Genomic DNA, 21,481 nt, shown 5'->3' on the forward strand with positions numbered 1-21,481 from the left:
CCAAACAATATTCAGGCTCAGGGAGTCACGTGTCAGATCACGCTTTTTGATGAGTTCAAACAAGGTTTAAAAGGGCTAGCCATAAGCGATAATATTCTTGTGCTCTATTGGCTATCAGATGCACAGCGTAACCCAATACTTCAAGTAGCAAGAAATGGTGATAGCAAAGGGACATTTGCACTTCGGTCCCCCCACCGCCCTAACCCTATCGGGGCGGCAGTATTACCGATAGACGCCATCGACAATGGTGTCATTACCGTCCGGGGACTCGATTGCTTGGATAATACGCCTTTAATTGATATTAGACCTGCCATATATAAAGAAAAGGCTAACTGAGCGAAGTCGGTTCTGAGCCCAAATAAATCCATGACTTGGCTGCATTCGCAAGCCATGGATAATGGTAAGCACTACTTCAATGAATTTAAGTAGTCGACCAACGCTTGTTGATCCTTCGTATCCTGTAGGCCCGTGAACCCCATATATGTTCCTGGTATCAGTGCCTTAGGTGACGCAATGAATTGCTTCAGCAATGACTCTGTCCAAGTATCATGCTTATCAGAGAAATCGACTATTGCCGTAGAGTAGTTGTTAAAGCTTTCATCTGACGCCACTTTTCGACCGACAATAGCGTCTAAGTTGGGTGCAGAAATAGAGCGACTTGAGTGGCATAAGCTACATTGTGAGTAAAGTTGTCGGCCTCTCTCTACGCTATTTTTCGGCAAATTTTTACCACCTGATGCGGTGTATTTATTGCGAATCCTGAGTAGAGATTGTGATTGTTCATCCGTTAATGACGATCTCACGGTTAACATCGCCATTGCTTGCTGCCAAGTCATGTTAGCTTCAAGCTCGCCAACGTCACGACCATATCTAATGACGTTTTCGCTTTCAATCGCTTGGCCTTTTTGTGCGACTTCTAACGTGCGCATTAGGCTTCCACGTTGTTCAAGAAAATGATTAAACTCAGCAATATTACTTTGCGCAGCATCCTTTAAGATTTTCCGTTGATCTTCTGTGAGTAATGACATGACCTCCTTAGAAACTTGACCTCGTTTAATTCCGTGGTTAGACGAAATTCTCAAACTAACAAAGCCAAAGTGTTGGCTTGGCTTTCCCACCACCTCAAAATCATTAAACGCCTCATTACCCGTAGACCAACTTAATAAACGAGCCGCAAGATTGGTAAGCTCTTTCTTGTCATCTTTATTGAGTTTAATCTTTGGTTTAGGGTGACCTAATGCCAACTCTTGCCCTTTCCCATTGAGATGAGCATGTCGTATAGCATCGAGCTGTTGCTTCTGTTCTGTCGTTAACGTTTGGATAATTTTTCCAAAGGCCTCAGCGATGACTTCACCAAGTTGCGCTTCATGCTGACCATAACGCTGCCCTAACGTAAGAAAATGTTCTTCAGAAACACGCTCTCCAATTAATAGCCCGTCTAATGCTCTGTTCATAGCAAAACGACTTTCGACGACTTGATCAAAGGGTGCTTTTTGATGCTCGAGCAACGATATCAAAGCATGGCGCTGCTGTACGTCAAGAACAGATAAGGTTTGCTTGGCAACTTGACTCCTAGATAAACTATGCCCACTAGCAACACGCAAGCCAACGAAACCAAAATAATTCGCCATACGGCCAACCGACATATAGTCATTATTCGATGAGCTTCCGGTTAGTCAAGACAACGTTCGTGAAGCCATTGCATCAGTCAACGCTTTTTCATCGACATGCTCCTGAGTAATATCACGGATCATTCCATTATCTTCAGCCATCGCTATGGATGAAGACGCCAATAATGTTATTGCTAAAACCAACTGAAAAATGCCCATCCTATAAGCCCTATTAACGGTAACCAACTGACTTAATTAGTTTAGCTAAGATACTTCTCTTAAACAGTACATTTACACTGCTTTACTCATCGGGAAACGTGTAAATGAGTAAAGACAAAGCAGGGAAGTCGAAGTCTCATAAATAATATGCTTGATTCACGGGGCGAAACAAATAAACCTCTTCTAAACTGAAAGAGATACCTTTAAAAATTCGTCTACTTTGTAACTATGTTAATCGTGTTTTTCTCATGGCACTAACTTGGCTTTACAACAATAATTCGGTACTTTTAATGAACATTGCTGATAAGTATATTTATAATAAAAAAGAGACGACATCAGACTCACCAACACGACTTGAATACAATGCTCCCGTACTGGGTTTCGCCTATCTGAGTATGTTTGCTCTTTACGTTTTATCGGCGTATTTATTTTCTTCGTTTAGCCCGCAAAGCCAAGTGGTGTCACTATGGCCACCAGCAGGTATTGCGCTAGCGGGTTGCATACTATGGCAGACTCGCTTTGTACCTGTGATTATCGCAGGCTCTATTATTTTTAACCTTGGTATTCACCTCTTCAGCGATAACGGTTCCGTGTTCGCGAGCCTACCATTATCGATTGCTATGGGTATGGGCTCAGCCCTTCAAGCTTGGATTAACTATCGTCTATTAAATTACCTTTCCATCGATATTCTTGATGCTCCCAACCTTGGTAAAGTCGCGAAATTTATTGGGTTCGCATTACTGTGCTGCCTGATTGCCAGCTCGATTGGGAGTATATTGATCGACCCCCCTCTATTGGAAAGCATTCAAGGCCCCTATTGGACAAACATGGTAATTTGGTGGTTAGGTGATTTTTTGGGTGTGATCATCGTAACGCCCGTTGTTTTGATATTCTCGCGTTCTCGATACCCGTTTGCCCAAACATTAACTCGCTATAAAGCTTTGGCGTTCCCTTTACTATTGGTATTGATTGCTCTTGTTAGTATTCAAAAATACACCGATGAATCAATACGAAACAACAGTATCAATAAACTCCAAATTCATTCAGAGCTCATTGAAAAAGATCTCAACCACCAAGTAGAGAACTATCTACACTCCCTTGCCTTACTTGCACGAAATCTCTCAGGCAACAGCAACATCACCCGTGACGAATTTCAACGTATCGCTTTGCCACTCATTAATCAAATGCAAGGAATTAGGGCGTTTTCTTGGAACCCTATCGTCGAGCAACATCAAATTGCCGGATTTAAAGATAGCGTCACTAAGCAGATTACTGAAACCTTTACGGTCCGAGGTAACCCACTGCACCCGGAAGACCCTTTCGTTGTGGTTAAATGGATTGAGCCCTTTGCAACCAATGAAAAGGCGTTTGGCTTTAACGTTTTCTCTAACGCTGCACGACGAGAAGCGATGATTAAAGCACAAAACCAAAACTCCCCCATCGCAACCGAAATAATCCAACTGGTTCAACTTAATAAAAAGGAGTCCGGTTTTTTAATTTTTGCTCCTATCAACCAGGGGCCATCACTTAACAATGAACACCTAACTCGCTCTTTTAATTTATCAGGGTTTGCTGTGGGCGTTTTTGTCGTTGGTGATATTGTTAGCGAGAGCCTAGACAATACCTCAGCGCATTTCATGAATGTAAAAATACTCGATACCGATGCTAACGATGAAGTGATTTACCACTCCGCTCTTTTCAATGGGGTCGAGGCTAACAACGCCATTGAGTTTTCCTTTATTCAGCATGTTGCGACTCGAAATTGGAAGGTAATACTCTCCGTTTCGCCTGAAGTACTCACCCAATTTCAGACCCATGATTCTGTCATGTTTCTTGTTTTTAAATCCGCATTTGGAGCCTTATGTGTTCTGCTCATTATTACGTTATTCAGTAACCACAAGGTGCTCTCTACACAGGTCAAGCAACGCACAAAAGAATTGGAGGCGTCGAGAGATCAACTCAAAAAGTATGCATTCAACGACTCACTCACCAATTTACCTAATCGGCGTATGTTTATAGAACAAACCACCCATGCACTGACCTTAGCTGAGCGCTCTAACAAGATAGTCGCCATACTATTTTTAGATCTGAATCGCTTTAAACATGTGAATGACAGCTTGGGGCATGATTTTGGTGATCAGTTACTAATAGAAGTGGCGAATAACTTCGCCAAAAACCTTAGGAAAAGTGATGTATTGGCCCGTTTCGGTGGTGATGAATTCACTATCCTGTTAGAAAACTTGACCAATATTGAACAAGCCATCGACATCTCAAAAAAACTGATTCTTGGTTTAAGAACACCGATTAAAATTGACAATGAGTCGCTGATTATCTCCACCAGTATCGGCATCGCAGCCTACCCTAAAGATGGTGACAATGTTCACGATTTGATTCGTGCCGCCGACACCGCGATGTATAAAGCCAAAGAGACATCAGCAGGCTATTTTTGCTATGCCAATATATTGAGGAAACAAGCAAGAGCGAAGTTATTTATAGAATCGGAACTGCCTCAAGCGTTAGACAACAACCAGTTCGAGTTGTATTACCAACCTATGATTGAACTTGCATCTGGTCAACACATTGGATGTGAATGTTTACTGCGTTGGAATCATCCTGTTTATGGCGTTATTCAGCCGGATTCATTCATCCCTATTGCAGAGTTATCAGGGGAAATTATCCCAATTGGCGCTTGGGTGATTGAAGAAGCTTGTAAGCAAATAGCAAAGTGGTGTGACCAAGGTATCTATCACCAAAAAGTATCCGTCAATGTGTCGGTTGTACAACTCATGTCTGGAAGGCTCATTCAAGATGTCACCACGTCACTGCAACGATATGGTATCGCTGCAGAGTTGCTAGAACTTGAAGTGACTGAAAGCGTGCTAATGAAAAATATACACCATGCCATTACGCTAATTACGGAATTGAAGAAAATTGGAGTTAAAATCGCCATTGATGATTATGGTACTGGTTACTCATCATTAGGCTACTTAAAGCAGTTACCCGTTGATAGCTTAAAAATAGATCGCATCTTTATTAATCAACTTAACGCTGATGATATGACGATTGTCTCGTCAACATTACAGATGGCTAATGAGTTAGGTCTAAACGTCATAGCCGAAGGCGTACAGACTAAGGAACAAATGCGCTTTCTACTTAAACACGGTTGCCGTTGGGGGCAAGGATTTCTGTTTAGCCGCCCACTTCCTAGCAACCGGTATATTGCATTTTGCCAACATAATAACCGTCTCCACATCGATCATGTTAGATCGTCATAAGAATTAATGGCAATCCCATCAAACGTGTCCATCATTTAATTACATAAAATTATTATATTGATAATTTATGATAATTTTTATAAATAGAGGGGTTTCCATATACTCTCCTCATCGAAACAAAACACGAAAAAATTCCTATAAGTTGGAGAAAGTTATGAAAATGAATCACGTTGGTATCATGGTTGGCGATATGGACAAAGCGGTAGAGTTCTACACGAAAGCACTAGGCCTTCGCATTGTAATGAACAACACTAAAGTGATGGAAGAGCGCGAATCGGCAATCGGCCGCATGTGTATTGCTGTATTTGGCGAAGGCTTTAAGGGCTTCAACATTGCTCACCTAGTGACTAGCGATGGTATCGGTGTTGAGTTATTCGAAATGAAAGACCGTCAAGAGCGTCACGACGTTGACTTCTCTCGTCTAGGTATCTTCCATTTCTGTCTACAGCTTCCAAAAGAGCAGTTTCATTCAGCAATCAAGCGCGTTGAAGAGTATGGCGGTAAGGTTCGTATGGACATCATGCGTTACCACCCAGAAGACGAACTAAAACAAGCACAAATGGTATACCTAGAAGACCCGTTTGGTAACCTATTCGAATTCTACTCACACACATACGAAGATACTTACGCGACTGATTACGAGTAATTTACTCATTCGCTACGTTGTCATATTCGATGCCCATTAGTTGTATGAACTAATGGGCATTTTTTATTTCACGTTAGTTATTCCACATTAAAAGGCTAGTCGACTAGGAGCAACTAAATCTCCACTACGCTCTCCCTCTGATAGTGGTAGAATCTCCGTATCAGTATGACCGAGAAACTAGGTATATATAAAAATGTTTATCCATCATGTTAATGGCATCGACTGGCTGGTGATTACAGCTTTTGAAGAGCTGAAAACTCTATTTGTCGAAGAAGCCGGTGCGATCCCCTCTTGTTTTTCTACCACCAGCGAATTAGACCTAATTGGTCAAGCCAAGCGTGCTTATGGATATTTACCTACGCTCAGCGGCGTAATTACCGATACCGGCACTTTTCAAAGCAAAGATAACGAGGAAGATTTAAACCCACAGCTTGCCTGCCTTGTTGAGGGGCGTGGTCGCGTGTTTATCTATCACGGCGGCTTCGTGGCTTTTGTGGATGACGAGCAAACCTTTATAACCCGAATGGACTAAAAACTTTTCATCGCTCTGAGTCAGAGGTTAGGCTTTATATCAAATTCGTCATATAAAGCCTTAGATTCCCATTACAAAGTCAATTCACTTTCTTTGATGACCAAACTCGCGGTTTAGCTGCGTGTATCGTAACTGATTTGTTTGTCTGCGTTCTTCAATTGGACTCCAACCTTACCAAACGCCTTTTGGATAGTGCTTGAAACATGAAGCTGACCTTCTCCCATTAAAAAGTTTGCTCTATCTTGATTCGTTTCAAATACGCAAACAATTTTTAAGCTCTGTGGAAAAGAACAGAATTTGACCGTATGAGTGACCCAAAGAAAACCCTCGTAACCTTTTAACGTATCTTCACAAACGTCGGTTAACACGTCTCTAATTTGATTTTCGATCTTCTTGTCTGATTTACGCATGAAGCAAACTTCCTATTTAACATCTTGAACAAAGTTATCGGTCGGCATTGGTTAAGCGCTATTGGGCACTTTAGCTGCTTCAAATGCAAAGTATTTATAGCATTACTTGGAAGTCTCACATCATGGGGCTGTAACGATTGAGTAAAGATGGCCACATAGTTAGCGCTATAAATAGGGAAAAGTAAGTCACCAATACCCCTTGGCCGTTAGCTTCAGATGCCTCATCAAATTCAGGTGGCTCATCAAATATTATGCTTCCATCGTCAAATATTGATACTTTTATTAATTATTTCATAAAGCTACTTCTAAAAAAAACAAAATGCCGATACCCCATTGACCCATGTAATAACCACTTACAATTGGTCTGACCACTTAATCAAAATGTAATGCATTTCATTATTTTTGTCACAAAGCAGATTTATCTTAGTTTGCATCTTGAATACGGAAATTAAGTTATGAAAAACACGATGATCAAAATCGCCGCGCTGACTGCGGCTATCTCAGCAACATCAGCCATTGCGGCCTGCCCAGACACATTACGTTTTGCCGACACTGGAATCGAGGGGACAGAAGAACTGCAGCTGACCTATCAGCAGTTCGTCGAAGAAGTCCAATCACGCCTTGGGGTGAACGTCGAGTTTTTCCCTGTAGGTAACCGCACCACAGCTATTAACGCCCTTCGCTTTAATCAGGTTGATATCGTTTTGGCCGGTCCGTCAGAGTATGTGCTGATGAGTGAGCACGTAGAAGGCATCAAACCTATCAGTGCGGTGGTACGCCCAGAATATTATTCCGTGTTTATTGCGCCTACAGACAGTGATATTAACTCCCTTGAGGACTTAAAAGGCAAACACATTGCGATGAAGGACCATGGCTCGACTACTGGCCATATTATGCCAATGTACATGCTACACAAAGAAGGCATCGACCTAGACCGCGATGTGAGTATCAGTCTACTTGATGGTGCTCGTATGCAAGCCCTTGCCTCCGGTGAAGTGGATGCGGTTGGTACCGGTATTCGTGACTTTGCCCCTTTTGTCGAGCAGCAAGGTGAGGGTAAATACAAGATCGTAGCCGAAAGCCAAACCATGCCTGGTGACCCATTTGTGGCCGGTCCACATATCTCTCAGCAGTGTGCTGATTTTATCCAAGAAAAGTTCATGGATGACGCCGATGGGTTACTACAAGCGATTCTTGCTCCAGGCAAACGTAAAAAGTACGTGGGCGCAGAGATGATCACGGTTAATGACACGGTCTACGACATTGTTCGTGAATCATACGCTCTTCTTGATTAAGTGGTTTCTATGCGTCTAGATGTAGTTGATTTAAAAAAGACTTACAGCGATGGTACGCGTGCACTCAACGGGCTCAGCTTTAGTGTTGAGCCCGGTGAAGGCGTTATCATTCTGGGTCACAATGGTTGTGGGAAATCCACTTTGATGAAGTGCCTGACCGGTATTGAACCTATCACCTCCGGTAAGATTGTCCTTGATGGTACTAACCTGGCTAACGCGCCGAGTCGTGAGTTGCGTGCTTTGCGTCAGCGCATCGGTTGTGTGTTCCAGAAGTTCAACATGGTCGGTAACTTAAGCGTACTGCAAAACGTGCTATTTGGCATGATGGGTCGCAAGAGTTATTGGGCCTGTAATACCTTGACCGCTACAAAAGCCGACCGTTTTCACGCTATGGACGCCCTAGACCGAGTCGGGCTCGCCCACCTCGCTGGACGCCGTACTGATACCCTATCGGGTGGTCAACAGCAGCGCGTCGCCATCGCACGTATGTTGATGCAAGATGCTGAGGTCGTATTCGCCGATGAGCCTGTGGCCAGCCTTGACCCGAAAGCTGGTCAAGAAGTCATGGAGCTGCTGTGGTCAGTGATCAAAGAGCGCAACATGTCCGTCACTTGCGTCCTTCACCAGATAGAGTTTGCTCGCCAATTTGGCGAACGTTTTGTTGGCTTAAATTCAGGTGAGCTGCTTTTTGACGCGCCATCGGCGTCCATTTCAGACGCTGACATCGAAGACCTGTACCAAACTAAAAACCCAACTGTGGCAGAGAACAATGAACCAATCATCAAACCTCAAATCGTTACCGCCTAGGCTTGAGTCACCGTCGATCTCAACCTGGTTGATTGCTATCATTCTGCTGGCATTCTTTGTCAACGGTTTCGCTTCAGCAAACATCACAGGTGATCGTCTGGTCAACGGCGCATCAAACCTCAGCATTTTCCTCGGCGATGCATTCCCACCAAACTTTAGTCGAGTGGATGTGATCGCTAAAGCGATGCTAGAAACCTTCCAGATGGCGATTGTTGGTGTGGTTTTTGGTGTTATTTTAAGTCTGCCTATGGCACTACTATGTGCACGTAATACCGCGCCACATCCGCTCGTTCGCATGATCGCCATTAACCTAGTTTCAGCATTTCGTACTATCCCTGATCTTGTCTGGGCTCTAGTGTTTGTTATCTCGGTTGGTCTTGGTCCCCTCGCTGGCATCCTAGCCATTGTCATGGATACCATCGGCTTCTGTGCGCGTTTTTTTGCTGAACGCATTGAAGAGATTGACCCAGGGCCGAGTCACGCGTTGAACGCGATTGGCGCGAAGCGAAGCGGCATTGTCATGGGAGCGGTGATCCCAGAGTGTCTGCCGTCATTTGTTGCCACAAGCTTATTCTCTGTTGAAAAAGCGGTGCGCAGTGCAGTAGTACTCGGCTTAGTGGGTGCTGGTGGTATTGGTGTTGAACTATCAGCTTCAATGAACCTATTCCGCTATGACCAAGCGCTTACTGTCATCCTGGCAATCTTAGTCGTCGTGATTGGTGTTGAACGCGTTTCCGGTATGATTCGTCGCAAAATCATGTAAGTGAAACCTGAATACTGAGTGAAAAGCAAAAGGTAGCCAATTTACTGGCCGCCTTTTGTTTATCAACCTAAATAGCCACCGACCGATTAATAGACGTCTGTTAGTTAGATTGAACGGGTAGAAATGGGATGAGGCCCTTAAAAAAGCACTACCCCATCACATTCGAGTCGTGGGTGAATTTTTACTTTATAAACTCATGAATGACAATATCAGCATTATCTTGAACTGACTCCTTGCCAATAATCTCCGGCCAATGTGTTACTTGGTTTGCCAACTTACCTGTGAGTCCTTTTTCACTGCCCCACCAAATACCAGATTCAAAGTCCTCTTTATTTAGCATCACATCGACGTAACGTTTAGCGCCCACTTCAACAGAATGTGCTCGACCAAGGAACTGCATAACTCGCATTGTGGCATTGGTCACCCACTTTTGATACCAAGGGAAAGCATCAGCCCCCGATGTACCCGCAGCCATTCCTGGATCAACAGTGACGAACCTAAAGTTAGTATGTTTGCGCGCCATACTCATAGTCCATAGGGCACCCATAAGTTTTACCGATCCATAGTGGTCAGTATACGCCTTGTTATTGGCAAATTTTTCTCCGTTTACAACCGATGTCCACTCTTCTAAAGAACCTTCTGTAATGGGTGGTTTCGCAGCGCCAATCTCAGGGGCACCTCTTGCAGCAAAACTGGCGACATACATGACCGAGCCCCCTTTGCTTAGCTTACCGTTATCCATTAAACGCTCAGCTAAATGGATATTTCCTAACACATTAACTGCAAAGGTAAAAATGACACCATCTTTTGTAAGCTGTGTGGGCTCAGAGCCGCCTGCCCCGCCCGCATTCAGTACAATGCCATCAACTCTGCTATCAAGATTTTCCGCCGCCTTTCGACATGACTCTAAGTCACTCACATCGACTATTAACGTTTCGAAAATTTTCTTGCCCGTTAGCTCTTCTAATTGATGAAGCGCCTCTTCAGCTCGCGCTTCACTTCGGCATGCCAAAATAATTTTGGAAATACCTTTGCTTTGAGCGAACTGTCTAGCAGCCTCAAATCCGAGTCCAGAATTAGCGCCAGTAATTAAAATTGATGAATAAGTCATATTGAATACCTAGTTTTAGCAATAGAAGAACAGAAGTGAAAGAGTCGTTGATATATTAAAGAAGGTGGCTGATTTGAATTTAAATTCTTACGCAGCGAACACTAAACATGTAGCCTTTTGAGCTGGTTGCACGACGAATTTCACCCGTATGTGTATTCCACCAAGCGTAGGCTAATGTGCGAATAATACCTTTGCTTTCGGACGCACTGCTTGCTGTCCAAAACTCGGTATAAGCCCCCTCAGTGATATACCAGCCATTCCACTTCACACCTGCAGGCCTTGCAAAAAAGTTATGTTTGTTGACCAAAGACTGATCCACTTTCTTAAATGGACCATCAGCTTGTGCTTCTTTCAGTTGCAAACCAAGTTCTTGGTCCTTCCCGCGCCAGCCTTCTTGATGAAGTTCCTCTTCGGGCATCCCAATGGTTCGCTCAAGCGTCTTCCAATCCTCATCGGTCGCCACTCTCCAGCCTTCTGGACATAATTTTCTTTCATCTGCGACGTCATGCCAGCTGTACAATCGGCCATATTTCAACAAATTAGCTTCTTCATCTTTCGGAATTACGCCTGAGCTAACAGCTGAACCATCTTGAAATTTGGTGCTTCTTAATCCTTCCGCTAACCAAACCTGATCACCGATAGTCACAGTTCGATAACGATTACCTTCCTTGTCCTGCACCGAGTCTTCTAGCTGGTAAAGCGCGTTGTTGATGTCATTAGCAGAGGTTGTAGCAGTAAGCACCATACTGACTCCCATAGATAAAATAATTTTTTTCACGACAAGTCACCCTTCGTTGACGTCATGAGATTACTATATCTATCAACCAGTATATAAACTAGGCGAAATAGTCTTTAAAAAATGCCTATTTGTATCAATTGTATATTTTAGGATATGCCATCATATAGTTCGATAACTAAGCAATCCTCTCTAACAAGTCCTTTGATTGACTCCATTGCTTTGGTGATTGGCCGTACATACGTTTAAATTCACGGCTAAACTGAGATGAACTGACATACCCTACCTCCATCGCCGCCTCGTTCACGGTCATACCCGTTGCTATCTTCATAGCAGCTTTGTTTAAGCGCATCGACTTCATAAACTGCATAGGGGACATCCGCGTAGCTTGTTTAAATTTACGATGAAAAACCGCACGACTCATGCCAACTAAAGAAGCGAGCTCATCGATGGTAACGTTTTTGCTAAGGTTAAGTGATAGGTACTCAATTGACTTGGCGATTTCGTTTCCGATACCAAAGGCTCTTCTTGCTGAGATACCCGCATCACCCTTTAATACTGCGTAGTACAACTCGCGCAAGCGGTTTTCACCCAAGATAGCCGTATCTGCTAGGTTCTCGTCAAGTTGAAGCAATCTTAGTAACGCGTCAGAAAAGGTGTCGTCCCAGTTAGCCAGTGACATACCCGGTGGCTGTGAGCTTTTATTTGGTAGCTTTATCGCACCTGCTGTACTTTCCATTTCAATAGCCAATTCAGTCATCACCTTAGTATCCAGGGAGATATAGACGCCTAACAACGGGTCTTCTGGCGAAGCTTCTGGAGTCCCCGCTTCAACGGGCAAAGGCACTGTGCAGCACATATATTGGCTGCTGTCATAGACGTAATGTTCGCCGTCAAGGATCGCTTCTTTCTTACCGCTCAATATCACTATTACGGTAGGTTCATAAACCGCTGGAGCACAGGGCATCGAGTGAGTCACTCTGAACAAGCTAACGCCTTTTATTCCTGTTGCGACCATACCGTCATCAGTGATTCGGCTGTCAACTAATTGCCTAATTCTCTGCTTCATATTTTTATCCAAACAACCAAACCGATACAAATAGGCATCTTTTAAAGGTAAATACGCCCACTTTTACATTAAATTGAGATATATAGTTAACTCTACTAAACAATACTCCCACGAATAGTGGCATGCAAATTAATTTACATCGTTATCAATCAACTCAAACAATTAGAGAAATTCACATCATGACGACTCAACGATTTGGGAAAAAAGGTTGGAGTCCAGAGCGATTAGAATCCAAAGCGCATTAAGTCGCTTAAAGGCAAAACATATGTCATTACCAGAGCAAACAGCGGAGTTGGCTTTGAGGCATCCCATCAGGAGAATCGTTGCAGATAGGGGAGTAAGTCTGCTGCCGACGACGCTTTTCCCCTGCCATAGAAATCCAATTGGCTGTCTGAGCTCGTGATCTTTCACTGGTTTAGGTCAGAATCGAATGGTTGTGATTGCACGCCAAAGACAGGAACAATTATTAAGTTGCATAGTGCCTATACTGGTAGTTTTTTTCTCATCGGGTAACTCTCCAAGAATGTAATTTAATATAATACTGATCACCTATAATGCGTTGGCATTCGGCTTCTTTTTCCATTCTTTTAAGAAGTTTTCAAGTGGAGTGAGCTTAGTGTTTTCCCTATGTTGAACCTCGAGTTCAGCTTGAATCTTTTCTAGTTCTCGCTTCGTCACTAGCCACTCCTGAAATGTTTTATCTGACAATGGTATTCTATTGATTTTATTCATGTTTATTATCTTTGCTGCTAATTTACCCGAACAACAATCGTCATTATCGGACCTGACTTGAGAGCAAACCGTTTAGATTATAGATAGATCGATTCGTGACAATCATTGTATTAAGCGCGAAGAAAGCTTCCACCGAAGCAGAAGCTTTTAATCAACAGGACTTAATCTAATGAATCAGGATTACTGTGACGCCACCTCTTGGGAACGACCTTTATTCGCTGCTGTCACCAACAGCACACCCACTGTTAGAACAATAGAGCCACACAATAAGAACAGCCCTCTGCCTGTTGGCTCATTGGGAATCAATGCCATCGCTAAGATGCCGAAACCTGCCACACAAATCAGATTACCTAGCATACTGCGTTGCTTAGTATCTAAGTCTTGCTGATCTTCTGAATCTGCCACAATCGGTGTATTCCAATTTTCGAATAACTCGTCCACTTCAGCTTCACGTTCAGGAGTACGACATGTTCGATCTTTGTATATCAAGCCAATCGTTAAGAAGAAGCCACCGGTAAGCACAACGTGCGCCGCTAGACTCAATGTCACCTTTAAATCAGACCATTCACGCGCGCTAAGTGTTTGCTCAAGACCAAACCAGCTTTCAATGTGATGTGCTTCTAAAGAAATACCAAAGAAGTAAGAAACGAAACCACCAACTATCAAAGTTACCCAAGCAGCCCAATCAGGCGTATTGCGAATCCACATACCCAACAGTACTGGAATCAACATTGGGAACCCTATCAATGCACCCACGTTAAGAACTACGTCAAACAAGCTCAGATCTCGCAGCGAATTGATAAATAGACCGATAGCTATGATGAAAAAACTCATCAATACGGTTGTCAGTTTACTTACGATCATCAATTCTTTTTGTGAAGCATTTTTTCGCAAGATTGGATTATAAAAGTTAATGACAAAGATGCCGGCGTTACGGTTTAACCCCGAGTCCATAGAAGACATCGTTGCCGCAAACATCGCTGACATGAGTAGTCCTACCATACCAGCAGGCATTAATTTCTCTACAAAGGCAAGGTATGCAGCATCAGCACCTACATCATAACTTGAAGCGAAATCAGGCATGAATGCAGCAACGTACCATGCGGGTAAGAACCAGATAATTGGGCCAATAATCATAAGCGCACATGCAAGACCGGCTGCTTTGCGAGCATTTTCACTGTCTTTTGCGCAAAGGTAACGGTAGGCATTGATACTGTTGTTCATTACACCAAATTGTTTGATGAAGATGAAAACAACCCAGAGGATAAAGATGCTCATGTAATTTAAGTTGTTACCAACAAAGAAGTTGCCTTCGAAGTTTGAAACAATGTTACCAATACCACCACCATAGAAGTATGCAGCGATAGCACAAGTTATGGTCACAGCCATGATCACGAGCATTTGCATAAAGTCAGAGGCAACAACAGCCCAAGAGCCGCCCGTTACCGCCATCAACATTAAAACAAGTCCAGTAACAACGATTGTGGCTTCCATTGGAATGTCGAAGACTGCCGCAACAAAGATTGCAAGGCCATTTAACCAAATACCCGATGAAATCAGACTGTCTGGCAAACCCGCCCACGTAAAGAATTGCTCGGAAGTACGACCGAAACGCATGCGAATAGCATCAATTGCGGTGACAACACGAAGCTGTCTGAACTTTGGTGCAAAGTACATATAGTTGCAGAAATAACCAAATGCATTGGCCAAGAAAAGTATCACAACAACGAAACCGTCGCTGAATGCACGTCCTGCCGCCCCCGTAAACGTCCATGCCGAAAATTGGGTCATGAAGGCGGTTGCACCTACCATCCACCAAAGCATTTTACCACCACCTCTAAAGTAATCACTGGTGGAGGTGGTGAACTTACGAAACATCCACCCTATTGCTATTAAGAATATAAAGTAAGCAAGTACCACGATAGTATCAATATTCATTATTATCTAACCTTTCACATCAAGAATAATTAACGATGAGAAGGTTACGCATAAATACAGTTAAATTGTAGTATTTAATACCTTGCGTGAGATGTAGATCACCCCTTTTACAATCATAAAAAACCTTAAAAATCATACATTTAATGATAAAATAAAGTAAATCCAGCACAAATAAATATTTTTAAACTTTCACTTAAAATAATTTAAAAACTTCTAGGAACCTTAAGGCATAATTGAATATACACATCATCATTAAATTGAAAATAATTATACCCCAACAAAGACTCACGCCTTAATTGACTTAATACAATTAACTATAGAGGTAGAGACCTGTTTAATTAAAAACTAAAGAATAAGTCCAAAGTCTATTTAAACAAAAATAAGGATAACCTATAAAATATAGGCAAAGCGCGGGGCTTGTCTTTGAAGAAGAGAAAAAGCGCCTCAATTACTGACGAAGAGCACCCATATCAGCAATGTGATACGAACCATCCATTGAGCACAGTCATTACGACAGTAAACCTCCTATTACGCGCAGGCTCCAAGCTAGCCTTCCCCTGTAAGCATCACAGACGCAAATCATAAGCACTTCAAACAGTAGAGCTGACAACATCACATCAACATAAACATCAAGGTACTGTAAACACCACCAAGCTTACTTGCGAATATACCTTACTGTTTCACAACCGCGAATATCGCCGCCATGACAACGGTAAACTAGACGATGGTAGGCACTATGCCCGAAGCTAAAGTAACCTGCGTCTGTCGTCACCTACCTCCTCCCATTTTTAAGAATAGGCCCACCACGAAAGCAAAGACTAATACTGGCTCCTGCTTAGAAGTTATCTCGTTATGCTACTTCTAACATAAAATGCGTCGAGGAGGGGTTATTGCCCCACATGGCCGTATCACTTCAAACTCTCTTGAATTGTCTAAGCCGTACGCGAAATGACTGGCATCGTTCAGCTAAATACAAACAAGATATGCATTTTGTAACTGTACTGTTTGAATCGATTAGCGCATGAGGTTACTCAGATATATCTCTGAGTTAAAGAGTTAACTGATGTGCGGAAGACGTTGTGAGTAGAGTGTGTTTGTATCTTTCCAACCAGACACGCGTGAACGAGACGAACTCGCTCGACTTGTCCAATGGAGCTGTGGTGACGTTAGCAACAAGTTTTGCTTCGATACTTCAAGAAGCGACGGCTTCAAAAATACGATTAATAGATGGTACTCGGGCAATAAATCGCGCTTTGAGTCTTGATTATCACTAAATGCACGCCTAGGAAGGGAGTAGTAGCTTAGCTCCGAGTAATCGTTCTTTGCAGAATCGCTATCTGAGCCAGCAATGTCTTCTTCTGCATCAAAACTATACGCGTGTGTGATATCCAACATTTGATGGATATCACTACTTTGGCTAATTTGCTTAGGCGACAGGTACTCGTATGCACCAGCAGTGTATGAACACACTGCCAAAACAAGAACGATGAATAACCGATACCAAGACTTAACCAAACTTACCTCATATATAGATAGACGAAATATAGATAATCTGCTGAAGAGTCGACAGTATACGTAAATCATTAATGTATTGATTGACTTCTTTGCAATGGAAACTGTTAGTAGATATTACAATTGCCACTAGTGACGTGGTGGCTATTCAAACTGTTGGCTTTATCGAACCATTCAATAGGTTGGGACGAAGATTTAAAGAAAGTTTCATATAGGCTAGCAGGGAGAGCGCCGTAGAATAGCGTCGAGCAAACCCACTTTTTACGGGGACGCTATACGTTGGTGGCGATGAGCCACCAACAACTATTGATGACTACGATTAGATTGATCATGAAACTGTAGTGGTACGGTGAATTTGGTCACTTAGTTAGAGGTGATATCATCACCTCATAAGGGCTTTGTTGCAGTACTCAACGCACTCTGTCTTTTGACGCCATTAAGCCACCCGGTAGCTGTCGGGCATCCCAAGCTGCGTAAATCGGTTTAATATCGATGCGCCTAGCATCATTTCCTGTTGTTGGTTATTAAACTCTCGACTGTGTAATTTGGGTCCAATGATGCATTGGTAACGGTGCATCGCGTTTTCCGACACATTCCTCTTCCCATACCGTTTTTCTTTCTGCCATCGCATGGGCCCTAGTGCCGAATATGCCACCAAATTGCTCATCCTTTTTCCGTGGTGAGCTTCATCAGCATACAAATTATCTTTGGGAGGAATGACGATATCCGCTTCTGGAAATGCGTTCGATAACGTTTCATAAACAGCATCAGTGTCGTACATTTTATCCGCTGAAATGTGCTCAACTTCAATGTCAATTTGCTCACAAAGCTCGTCCAAAACCTGAAAGTCCATGGTGCTCTTCTCTGTCAGAGCTGCGGCATGGATAATATGATTCTCTCCCACACCAAAGTGGGCTTTTTTCCAACTCCGCTTCGCGTTAATGCGGTGTTTTTCTTGGTGCCACTCTCCCTTACAAAACTCTTTGAGACCCGTAGAGTCAATGGCGATGGCCGCTAACCCCTCATCTGGTTTATCCGTAAATTTGAATGCTGGCGTCTTAACACCGAGTTGAGACAATCGTTTTGAAAGAGACGAATAATCTGGGCAGACGAGCTCCGTGTGGCCCATTTCTTTTAAGAAACTATCGATAAAACCTTGAGTTTGGCGGAGAGGTTGCTTGAAAATCAGCCTCAAATAATGGCAGGTCATGATTGTGCTATCTGGGAATTTTGGCGATGAGCCAGTTCCATCATAAGTGCGTTGTTCGATCTGCCAATTATCCATGATTTCATCGGATAACCAGATGTCAATACGGCCACGATCACGTAGACTTTGGTTGTATTTAGCATAATCAGATTGTCGATAGGTGTGTTTTTTGAAGTGGTGTCGTTTGGATAAATTGAGTTTGTGGGGCATGATTTTAGAACAATAATCGATGAAGTCTAACAAGCATAAAGGAAGGTACGCGCCAGTCAATACTGGTCACTAACTGAGCGCTTCAACAAAGCCGATCGAAATCGGACGGGAACTTGATAGCGGAAGTACCAGATACCTGAAGAAGAACGTTGAGTAAGATAGCGCATGTTTAGTACCACTATTTAGTACCAATTGGCTTTCTGAGCTATATTTAAGGGGTAATTACTTGATAAATAAGAATAAAGCAGTAGAAGGGTGGAAGCCCCAGCCACATCCCGGCACACAAGTCATCCGCTGCGGCTGCTTCCTTCCGGATCTGACCGAGTTCACGAACTATTGTTGCGGGAGGACCAGGGCCTCCATAGATTCTGTTGATTTTGCGCTAAGGCTAAATCGTGGAATGGATTATCAGGTATAGGCGTATTGAATGCAATAGCTAAGCGAACTTTTTAGTGCAAGTTCGCGTTAAGTGATTAGAGATTAAACAAAAAGGCGTAAAAGCAAACTTCGACGCCTCTGTTGGGTTCACTGTATCAACGATAGATCAATGTTCTTGATTTTCGGAATCACTTCGCAAAATGTAATCCGTCATCCAAGCTGTCCCAAGTAAACATATCCAAACCACAAAAACGGGTTTGGGAACGTCAATACCAGGGGTGATCACTAAGGCGGCAAACCCTACACTCGGCAATGTCCAGCAAAGCAGTTTGTTCCAGCGGAAGGTTTTAAGCTTTCCTAGGCTCTCCATTGACGCGAGCATGCCAGTAAAACACAATGCGATAAGCGCGGCATGGGGTAAACCTGCTGCCCAAATAGGAACAATCAGCGCCAATGACCACCAGCTGTGCTTATTGCTCCCCTTCCAATGACTTGCCGCATACCAGGCAACAAATACAGAAAAGCCTTGGATTAATGTGACCATCGGGGTGCCCCCCAGTTTACCGGACAATTGGGTCACCATGATTCCCACATTCAACGTGACGACAATAAGGCCGACTAAACAAACAATCCAAATATTGCTACGTCGTGAAGAGGCAACCATAAATACCGGAAGTAGAATCCATACCGCAATCGACATGGCGATGCTTTGCATTGGTAATGTGATTCCATACACCACCATTGCTGCGAGCAAGGCCAAACCCGCTACCCCTCCTTGTGGAAGCACCCATAACGCGGGAATCATCAGTGCTAAAACGGGAATATCACCTTCTGTTACGCTGATTGCTCTGGCACAAACCATAGCAAGAATACTTGTGATTACGAACTGAAACACCGAAAATACCATTGCTCCTCCCTATACCGATCCATGGCACATTGAACTAGGACTACTTTCAGTATGGAACAGTTTCGAACACAAATCTTTGCAGTGATTCACCAAATTCCACATGGAACTGTGACAACGTACGGACAGATTGCAAAAATGGCTGGCTATCCTGGCTACGCTCGACATGTTGGCAAGGCACTGAGTGACCTACCAAAAAGCAGTACCCTTCCTTGGCATAGGGTTATCAATGGTAAAGGCGAGATTTCATTAACTGGCGAACGTTTCAGCGTCCAAAGAGCAAAGCTATTGGAGGAAGGGATTATCTTCACCGCAAGCGGTAAGGTCAGTTTACGAACTTATGGCTGGCAGTTATAGATAAAAGATTGGGTTCGATGATTTGCTGCTTAGCGAGACCGCTATCTGGCTAAGCAATCAGCCAGATAGCGACAATTGGCTTTACTTTGCGTGTACGCCAATAAGAAGTAGATTCACTTCTTCTGTCTTATTTTGGTCGGTAATCACAGGGTAAGAGGTATCGCTGATAAAACGCAGTTTTCCGTCAACTTCAATACGCGCGCTCACACTGTAAGTATGGCGAGCTTCAATATCCGCGCTGTTGTAGCTCAATTCAAAATCAAATGGGACTTGAGCACCCTCTGTTTCAAAGGTCTGCTCAGAAATGACCGTTGCTGGCGCATCCGCTAGCGAGACATCTTGCAGTTTCACCGTGACAACGGCGTTTGGTGGCAGTGCAATTCTCTCACGATACGCAATACTGCCTTTCACTGAGGTCATTTCACTCTCCACCGCTACTTTAGAGTCTGTCGCTGGCGCAGTTTGGCACCCAACAAGTGCTAAGCCTAATACGGCCGCCAATAAACCTGAAACTACCTTCTTCATAAAGCCTCTCTATTTTATTTGTGCACTTACGTGAGTCAGTGCCCATCTCTATTACATTAAAGATATCAGAAATTTATCCATCCATTCTAGAAATAGCACCAGAATGCATGAATCTCATACCATTCCTACATGACTTGTTACGTCATGAAACTGACGGGCCGCTTGACGAACAAACTGACAAAACCCACACTTGCAGTATTGAACTTGAGTATAAGTGAATTTATGAGTAAACCATTACGTGAATTGCTGGAATTACTTCAACTAGAAAAGTTAGAAGAAGGGTTATTTCGTGGTCAAAGCCAACACTTAGGCTTACCGCAGGTCTATGGGGGACAAGTGATAGGGCAAGCGCTGTCAGCGGCTCGATATACGGTACCAGATGATCGAACAGTACATTCGTTTCACAGCTATTTCCTCTACCCAGGAGATGCAGAAAAGCCCATTATTTATGATGTTGAAAACCTGCGTGACGGTAAGAGTTTTAGCACAAGACGCGTGAAGGCAATCCAAAATGGTCGCCCCATTTTTTACCTCACAGCAAGTTACCATGGGCACGCGCCAGGGTTTGAGCATCAAACAGAAATGCCTGTTGTTGATGGACCTGAAAATTATGTTTCAGAATCAGAGCTAGCAGCACGTATTGCTGACTTTTTACCGCCAAAAATTCGCGAAGTATTTTGCAGTGAAGAAGCCATTGAAGTGCGCCCTGTCACTGTGATTAATCCGCTAAACCCGGAGAAGGCAGAGCCTAAGCAGTATTTGTGGATCCGCGCAAATGGAGAGGTGCCAGACAACGCTCTTATCCATCAATACCTACTGGGTTACGCTTCGGATTGGCGATTCCTAACCACGGCGTTACACCCACACGGTGTTTCTATTATGTCGCCGAAATTTCAATTGGCGACCATTGATCACTCTATGTGGTTCCATCGCCCAGTTAAAATTGACGAGTGGTTGCTCTATGCCATCGACAGCCCGAATGCGAGCAACTCGCGCGGCTTAGTCCGTGGGGAGATTTTCAATAGACAAGGCGAGCTTGTTGCTTCAACTATCCAAGAAGGCGTAATGCGATTTAGTGAATAATGTCACTTTGTCATAAGCGATGAGCCGTCAATAATGAACAAAGCCAGCCAAAAATACGGCTGGCTTTCGTTATATTCACGAACTTTAATTCACGCGCTTTAACTCACAAGCTTTAAGTTAACACGCGTCACTTAATACACATTAATTAACGCACTTTTTCAT

General features: G+C 43.4%; 21 protein-coding genes and 1 other RNA gene. 9 read left to right on the forward strand and 13 right to left on the reverse strand.

Annotation, left to right across the window (positions count from 1 at the left end):
* The coding region (locus tag M9196_RS15225) for a TrmO family methyltransferase domain-containing protein (protein ID WP_250618390.1) at window positions 1-336 on the forward strand (336 nt) is incomplete at its 5' end.
* 71 nt (window positions 337-407) lie between these two features.
* Here M9196_RS15225 and M9196_RS15230 read toward each other — a convergent pair.
* Both M9196_RS15230 and M9196_RS15235 read right to left on the reverse strand, forming a co-directional pair.
* Window positions 408-1,631 (reverse strand): hypothetical protein, encoded by a 1,224-nt coding sequence (locus M9196_RS15230; protein ID WP_250618391.1) that lies wholly within the window; start codon window positions 1,629-1,631, stop codon window positions 408-410.
* A gap of 45 nt (window positions 1,632-1,676) precedes the next feature.
* Window positions 1,677-1,829 carry a hypothetical protein gene (locus M9196_RS15235; RefSeq protein WP_250618392.1) on the reverse strand — a complete coding sequence of 51 codons (153 nt, stop codon included), beginning with the start codon at window positions 1,827-1,829 and terminating at the stop codon, window positions 1,677-1,679.
* 290 nt (window positions 1,830-2,119) lie between these two features.
* On the opposite strand from M9196_RS15235, the gene M9196_RS15240 reads away from it, so the two are divergent.
* The 3 genes from M9196_RS15240 to M9196_RS15250 all read left to right on the forward strand — a co-directional run bounded on the left by M9196_RS15240 (window position 2,120) and on the right by M9196_RS15250 (window position 6,282).
* A complete protein-coding gene (locus M9196_RS15240; protein ID WP_250618393.1) occupies window positions 2,120-5,104 on the forward strand; it encodes an EAL domain-containing protein in 2,985 nt (994 codons plus the stop codon).
* A gap of 154 nt (window positions 5,105-5,258) precedes the next feature.
* Entirely contained in the window at window positions 5,259-5,750 is a 492-nt protein-coding gene (locus tag M9196_RS15245; protein WP_135456698.1) for a VOC family protein, read from the forward strand.
* A gap of 193 nt (window positions 5,751-5,943) precedes the next feature.
* The gene (locus M9196_RS15250; protein ID WP_250618394.1) at window positions 5,944-6,282 is read left to right on the forward strand and encodes a cytosolic protein; all 339 of its coding nucleotides are present in this window, start codon (window positions 5,944-5,946) and stop codon (window positions 6,280-6,282) included.
* A 113-nt stretch (window positions 6,283-6,395) separates the two neighbouring features.
* On the opposite strand, the gene M9196_RS15255 is transcribed toward M9196_RS15250, so the two are convergent.
* Window positions 6,396-6,692, reverse strand: coding sequence for a Fis family transcriptional regulator (locus tag M9196_RS15255; protein WP_250618395.1), 297 nt, complete (start codon window positions 6,690-6,692; stop codon window positions 6,396-6,398).
* Between the two features lie 455 nt (window positions 6,693-7,147).
* On the opposite strand from M9196_RS15255, the gene M9196_RS15260 reads away from it, so the two are divergent.
* From M9196_RS15260 to phnE, 3 genes are read left to right on the forward strand one after another with little or no spacing between them, the layout of a single operon-like run.
* Window positions 7,148-7,987 (forward strand): phosphate/phosphite/phosphonate ABC transporter substrate-binding protein, encoded by an 840-nt coding sequence (locus M9196_RS15260; protein ID WP_250618396.1) that lies wholly within the window; start codon window positions 7,148-7,150, stop codon window positions 7,985-7,987.
* A 9-nt stretch (window positions 7,988-7,996) separates the two neighbouring features.
* Entirely contained in the window at window positions 7,997-8,794 is a 798-nt protein-coding gene (gene phnC, locus M9196_RS15265) for a phosphonate ABC transporter ATP-binding protein (RefSeq protein WP_250618397.1), read from the forward strand.
* A complete protein-coding gene (gene phnE / locus M9196_RS15270; RefSeq protein WP_250618398.1) occupies window positions 8,757-9,557 on the forward strand; it encodes a phosphonate ABC transporter, permease protein PhnE in 801 nt (266 codons plus the stop codon). Before phnC ends, phnE begins: the two co-directional genes overlap by 38 nt.
* A gap of 181 nt (window positions 9,558-9,738) precedes the next feature.
* Here phnE and M9196_RS15275 read toward each other — a convergent pair whose 3' ends face one another.
* The 9 genes from M9196_RS15275 to M9196_RS15315 form a co-directional block, all read right to left on the reverse strand.
* Entirely contained in the window at window positions 9,739-10,668 is a 930-nt protein-coding gene (locus M9196_RS15275) for an SDR family NAD(P)-dependent oxidoreductase (RefSeq protein WP_250618399.1), read from the reverse strand.
* Between the two features lie 79 nt (window positions 10,669-10,747).
* Window positions 10,748-11,446 carry a fibrobacter succinogenes major paralogous domain-containing protein gene (locus M9196_RS15280; protein ID WP_250618400.1) on the reverse strand — a complete coding sequence of 233 codons (699 nt, stop codon included), beginning with the start codon at window positions 11,444-11,446 and terminating at the stop codon, window positions 10,748-10,750.
* A 136-nt stretch (window positions 11,447-11,582) separates the two neighbouring features.
* Window positions 11,583-12,473, reverse strand: coding sequence for an AraC family transcriptional regulator (locus M9196_RS15285; protein WP_250618401.1), 891 nt, complete (start codon window positions 12,471-12,473; stop codon window positions 11,583-11,585).
* Window positions 12,474-13,022: 549 nt separating this feature from the next.
* Entirely contained in the window at window positions 13,023-13,205 is a 183-nt protein-coding gene (locus M9196_RS15290; RefSeq protein WP_250618402.1) for a hypothetical protein, read from the reverse strand.
* A gap of 180 nt (window positions 13,206-13,385) precedes the next feature.
* Window positions 13,386-15,143 carry a sodium:solute symporter family transporter gene (locus M9196_RS15295; protein WP_250618403.1) on the reverse strand — a complete coding sequence of 586 codons (1,758 nt, stop codon included), beginning with the start codon at window positions 15,141-15,143 and terminating at the stop codon, window positions 13,386-13,388.
* 1,056 nt (window positions 15,144-16,199) lie between these two features.
* Window positions 16,200-16,658, reverse strand: a complete 459-nt coding sequence (locus tag M9196_RS15300; protein ID WP_250618404.1) for a hypothetical protein — start codon at window positions 16,656-16,658, stop codon at window positions 16,200-16,202.
* Window positions 16,659-17,091: 433 nt separating this feature from the next.
* Window positions 17,092-18,072 carry an IS5 family transposase gene (locus M9196_RS15305; protein WP_250618405.1) on the reverse strand — a complete coding sequence of 327 codons (981 nt, stop codon included), beginning with the start codon at window positions 18,070-18,072 and terminating at the stop codon, window positions 17,092-17,094.
* Between the two features lie 259 nt (window positions 18,073-18,331).
* Window positions 18,332-18,428: signal recognition particle sRNA small type (ffs, locus tag M9196_RS15310), an RNA gene on the reverse strand.
* A 188-nt stretch (window positions 18,429-18,616) separates the two neighbouring features.
* Window positions 18,617-19,357, reverse strand: a complete 741-nt coding sequence (locus M9196_RS15315; RefSeq protein WP_250618406.1) for a VP0952 family biofilm-associated protein — start codon at window positions 19,355-19,357, stop codon at window positions 18,617-18,619.
* 51 nt (window positions 19,358-19,408) lie between these two features.
* Here M9196_RS15315 and M9196_RS15320 point away from each other — a divergent pair, with 51 nt between their 5' ends.
* Window positions 19,409-19,711 carry an MGMT family protein gene (locus M9196_RS15320; RefSeq protein WP_250618407.1) on the forward strand — a complete coding sequence of 101 codons (303 nt, stop codon included), beginning with the start codon at window positions 19,409-19,411 and terminating at the stop codon, window positions 19,709-19,711.
* An 81-nt stretch (window positions 19,712-19,792) separates the two neighbouring features.
* Here the strand turns inward: M9196_RS15320 and M9196_RS15325 are convergent, their stop codons facing one another.
* Window positions 19,793-20,236 carry a YbaY family lipoprotein gene (locus M9196_RS15325; RefSeq protein WP_250618408.1) on the reverse strand — a complete coding sequence of 148 codons (444 nt, stop codon included), beginning with the start codon at window positions 20,234-20,236 and terminating at the stop codon, window positions 19,793-19,795.
* Between the two features lie 222 nt (window positions 20,237-20,458).
* On the opposite strand from M9196_RS15325, the gene tesB reads away from it, so the two are divergent.
* A complete protein-coding gene (tesB, locus tag M9196_RS15330; protein ID WP_250618409.1) occupies window positions 20,459-21,319 on the forward strand; it encodes an acyl-CoA thioesterase II in 861 nt (286 codons plus the stop codon).
* Window positions 21,320-21,481 lie beyond the last annotated feature (162 nt).

It is taken from the genome of Vibrio methylphosphonaticus (genome assembly GCF_023634655.1).
GTDB classification, from domain to species: domain Bacteria; phylum Pseudomonadota; class Gammaproteobacteria; order Enterobacterales; family Vibrionaceae; genus Vibrio; species Vibrio methylphosphonaticus.

Coding starts and splice junctions, on each gene's coding strand:
- M9196_RS15230 (WP_250618391.1), bottom strand. CDS start 1,631: ATGGCGAATTATTTTGGTTTCGTTGGCTTGCGTGTTGCTAGTGGGCAT.
- M9196_RS15235 (WP_250618392.1), bottom strand. CDS start 1,829: ATGGGCATTTTTCAGTTGGTTTTAGCAATAACATTATTGGCGTCTTCA.
- M9196_RS15240 (WP_250618393.1), top strand. CDS start 2,120: ATGAACATTGCTGATAAGTATATTTATAATAAAAAAGAGACGACATCA.
- M9196_RS15245 (WP_135456698.1), top strand. CDS start 5,259: ATGAAAATGAATCACGTTGGTATCATGGTTGGCGATATGGACAAAGCG.
- M9196_RS15250 (WP_250618394.1), top strand. CDS start 5,944: ATGTTTATCCATCATGTTAATGGCATCGACTGGCTGGTGATTACAGCT.
- M9196_RS15255 (WP_250618395.1), bottom strand. CDS start 6,692: ATGCGTAAATCAGACAAGAAGATCGAAAATCAAATTAGAGACGTGTTA.
- M9196_RS15260 (WP_250618396.1), top strand. CDS start 7,148: ATGAAAAACACGATGATCAAAATCGCCGCGCTGACTGCGGCTATCTCA.
- phnC (WP_250618397.1), top strand. CDS start 7,997: ATGCGTCTAGATGTAGTTGATTTAAAAAAGACTTACAGCGATGGTACG.
- phnE (WP_250618398.1), top strand. CDS start 8,757: ATGAACCAATCATCAAACCTCAAATCGTTACCGCCTAGGCTTGAGTCA.
- M9196_RS15275 (WP_250618399.1), bottom strand. CDS start 10,668: ATGACTTATTCATCAATTTTAATTACTGGCGCTAATTCTGGACTCGGA.
- M9196_RS15285 (WP_250618401.1), bottom strand. CDS start 12,473: ATGAAGCAGAGAATTAGGCAATTAGTTGACAGCCGAATCACTGATGAC.
- M9196_RS15290 (WP_250618402.1), bottom strand. CDS start 13,205: ATGAATAAAATCAATAGAATACCATTGTCAGATAAAACATTTCAGGAG.
- M9196_RS15295 (WP_250618403.1), bottom strand. CDS start 15,143: ATGAATATTGATACTATCGTGGTACTTGCTTACTTTATATTCTTAATA.
- M9196_RS15305 (WP_250618405.1), bottom strand. CDS start 18,072: ATGCCCCACAAACTCAATTTATCCAAACGACACCACTTCAAAAAACAC.
- M9196_RS15315 (WP_250618406.1), bottom strand. CDS start 19,357: ATGGTATTTTCGGTGTTTCAGTTCGTAATCACAAGTATTCTTGCTATG.
- M9196_RS15320 (WP_250618407.1), top strand. CDS start 19,409: ATGGAACAGTTTCGAACACAAATCTTTGCAGTGATTCACCAAATTCCA.
- M9196_RS15325 (WP_250618408.1), bottom strand. CDS start 20,236: ATGAAGAAGGTAGTTTCAGGTTTATTGGCGGCCGTATTAGGCTTAGCA.
- tesB (WP_250618409.1), top strand. CDS start 20,459: ATGAGTAAACCATTACGTGAATTGCTGGAATTACTTCAACTAGAAAAG.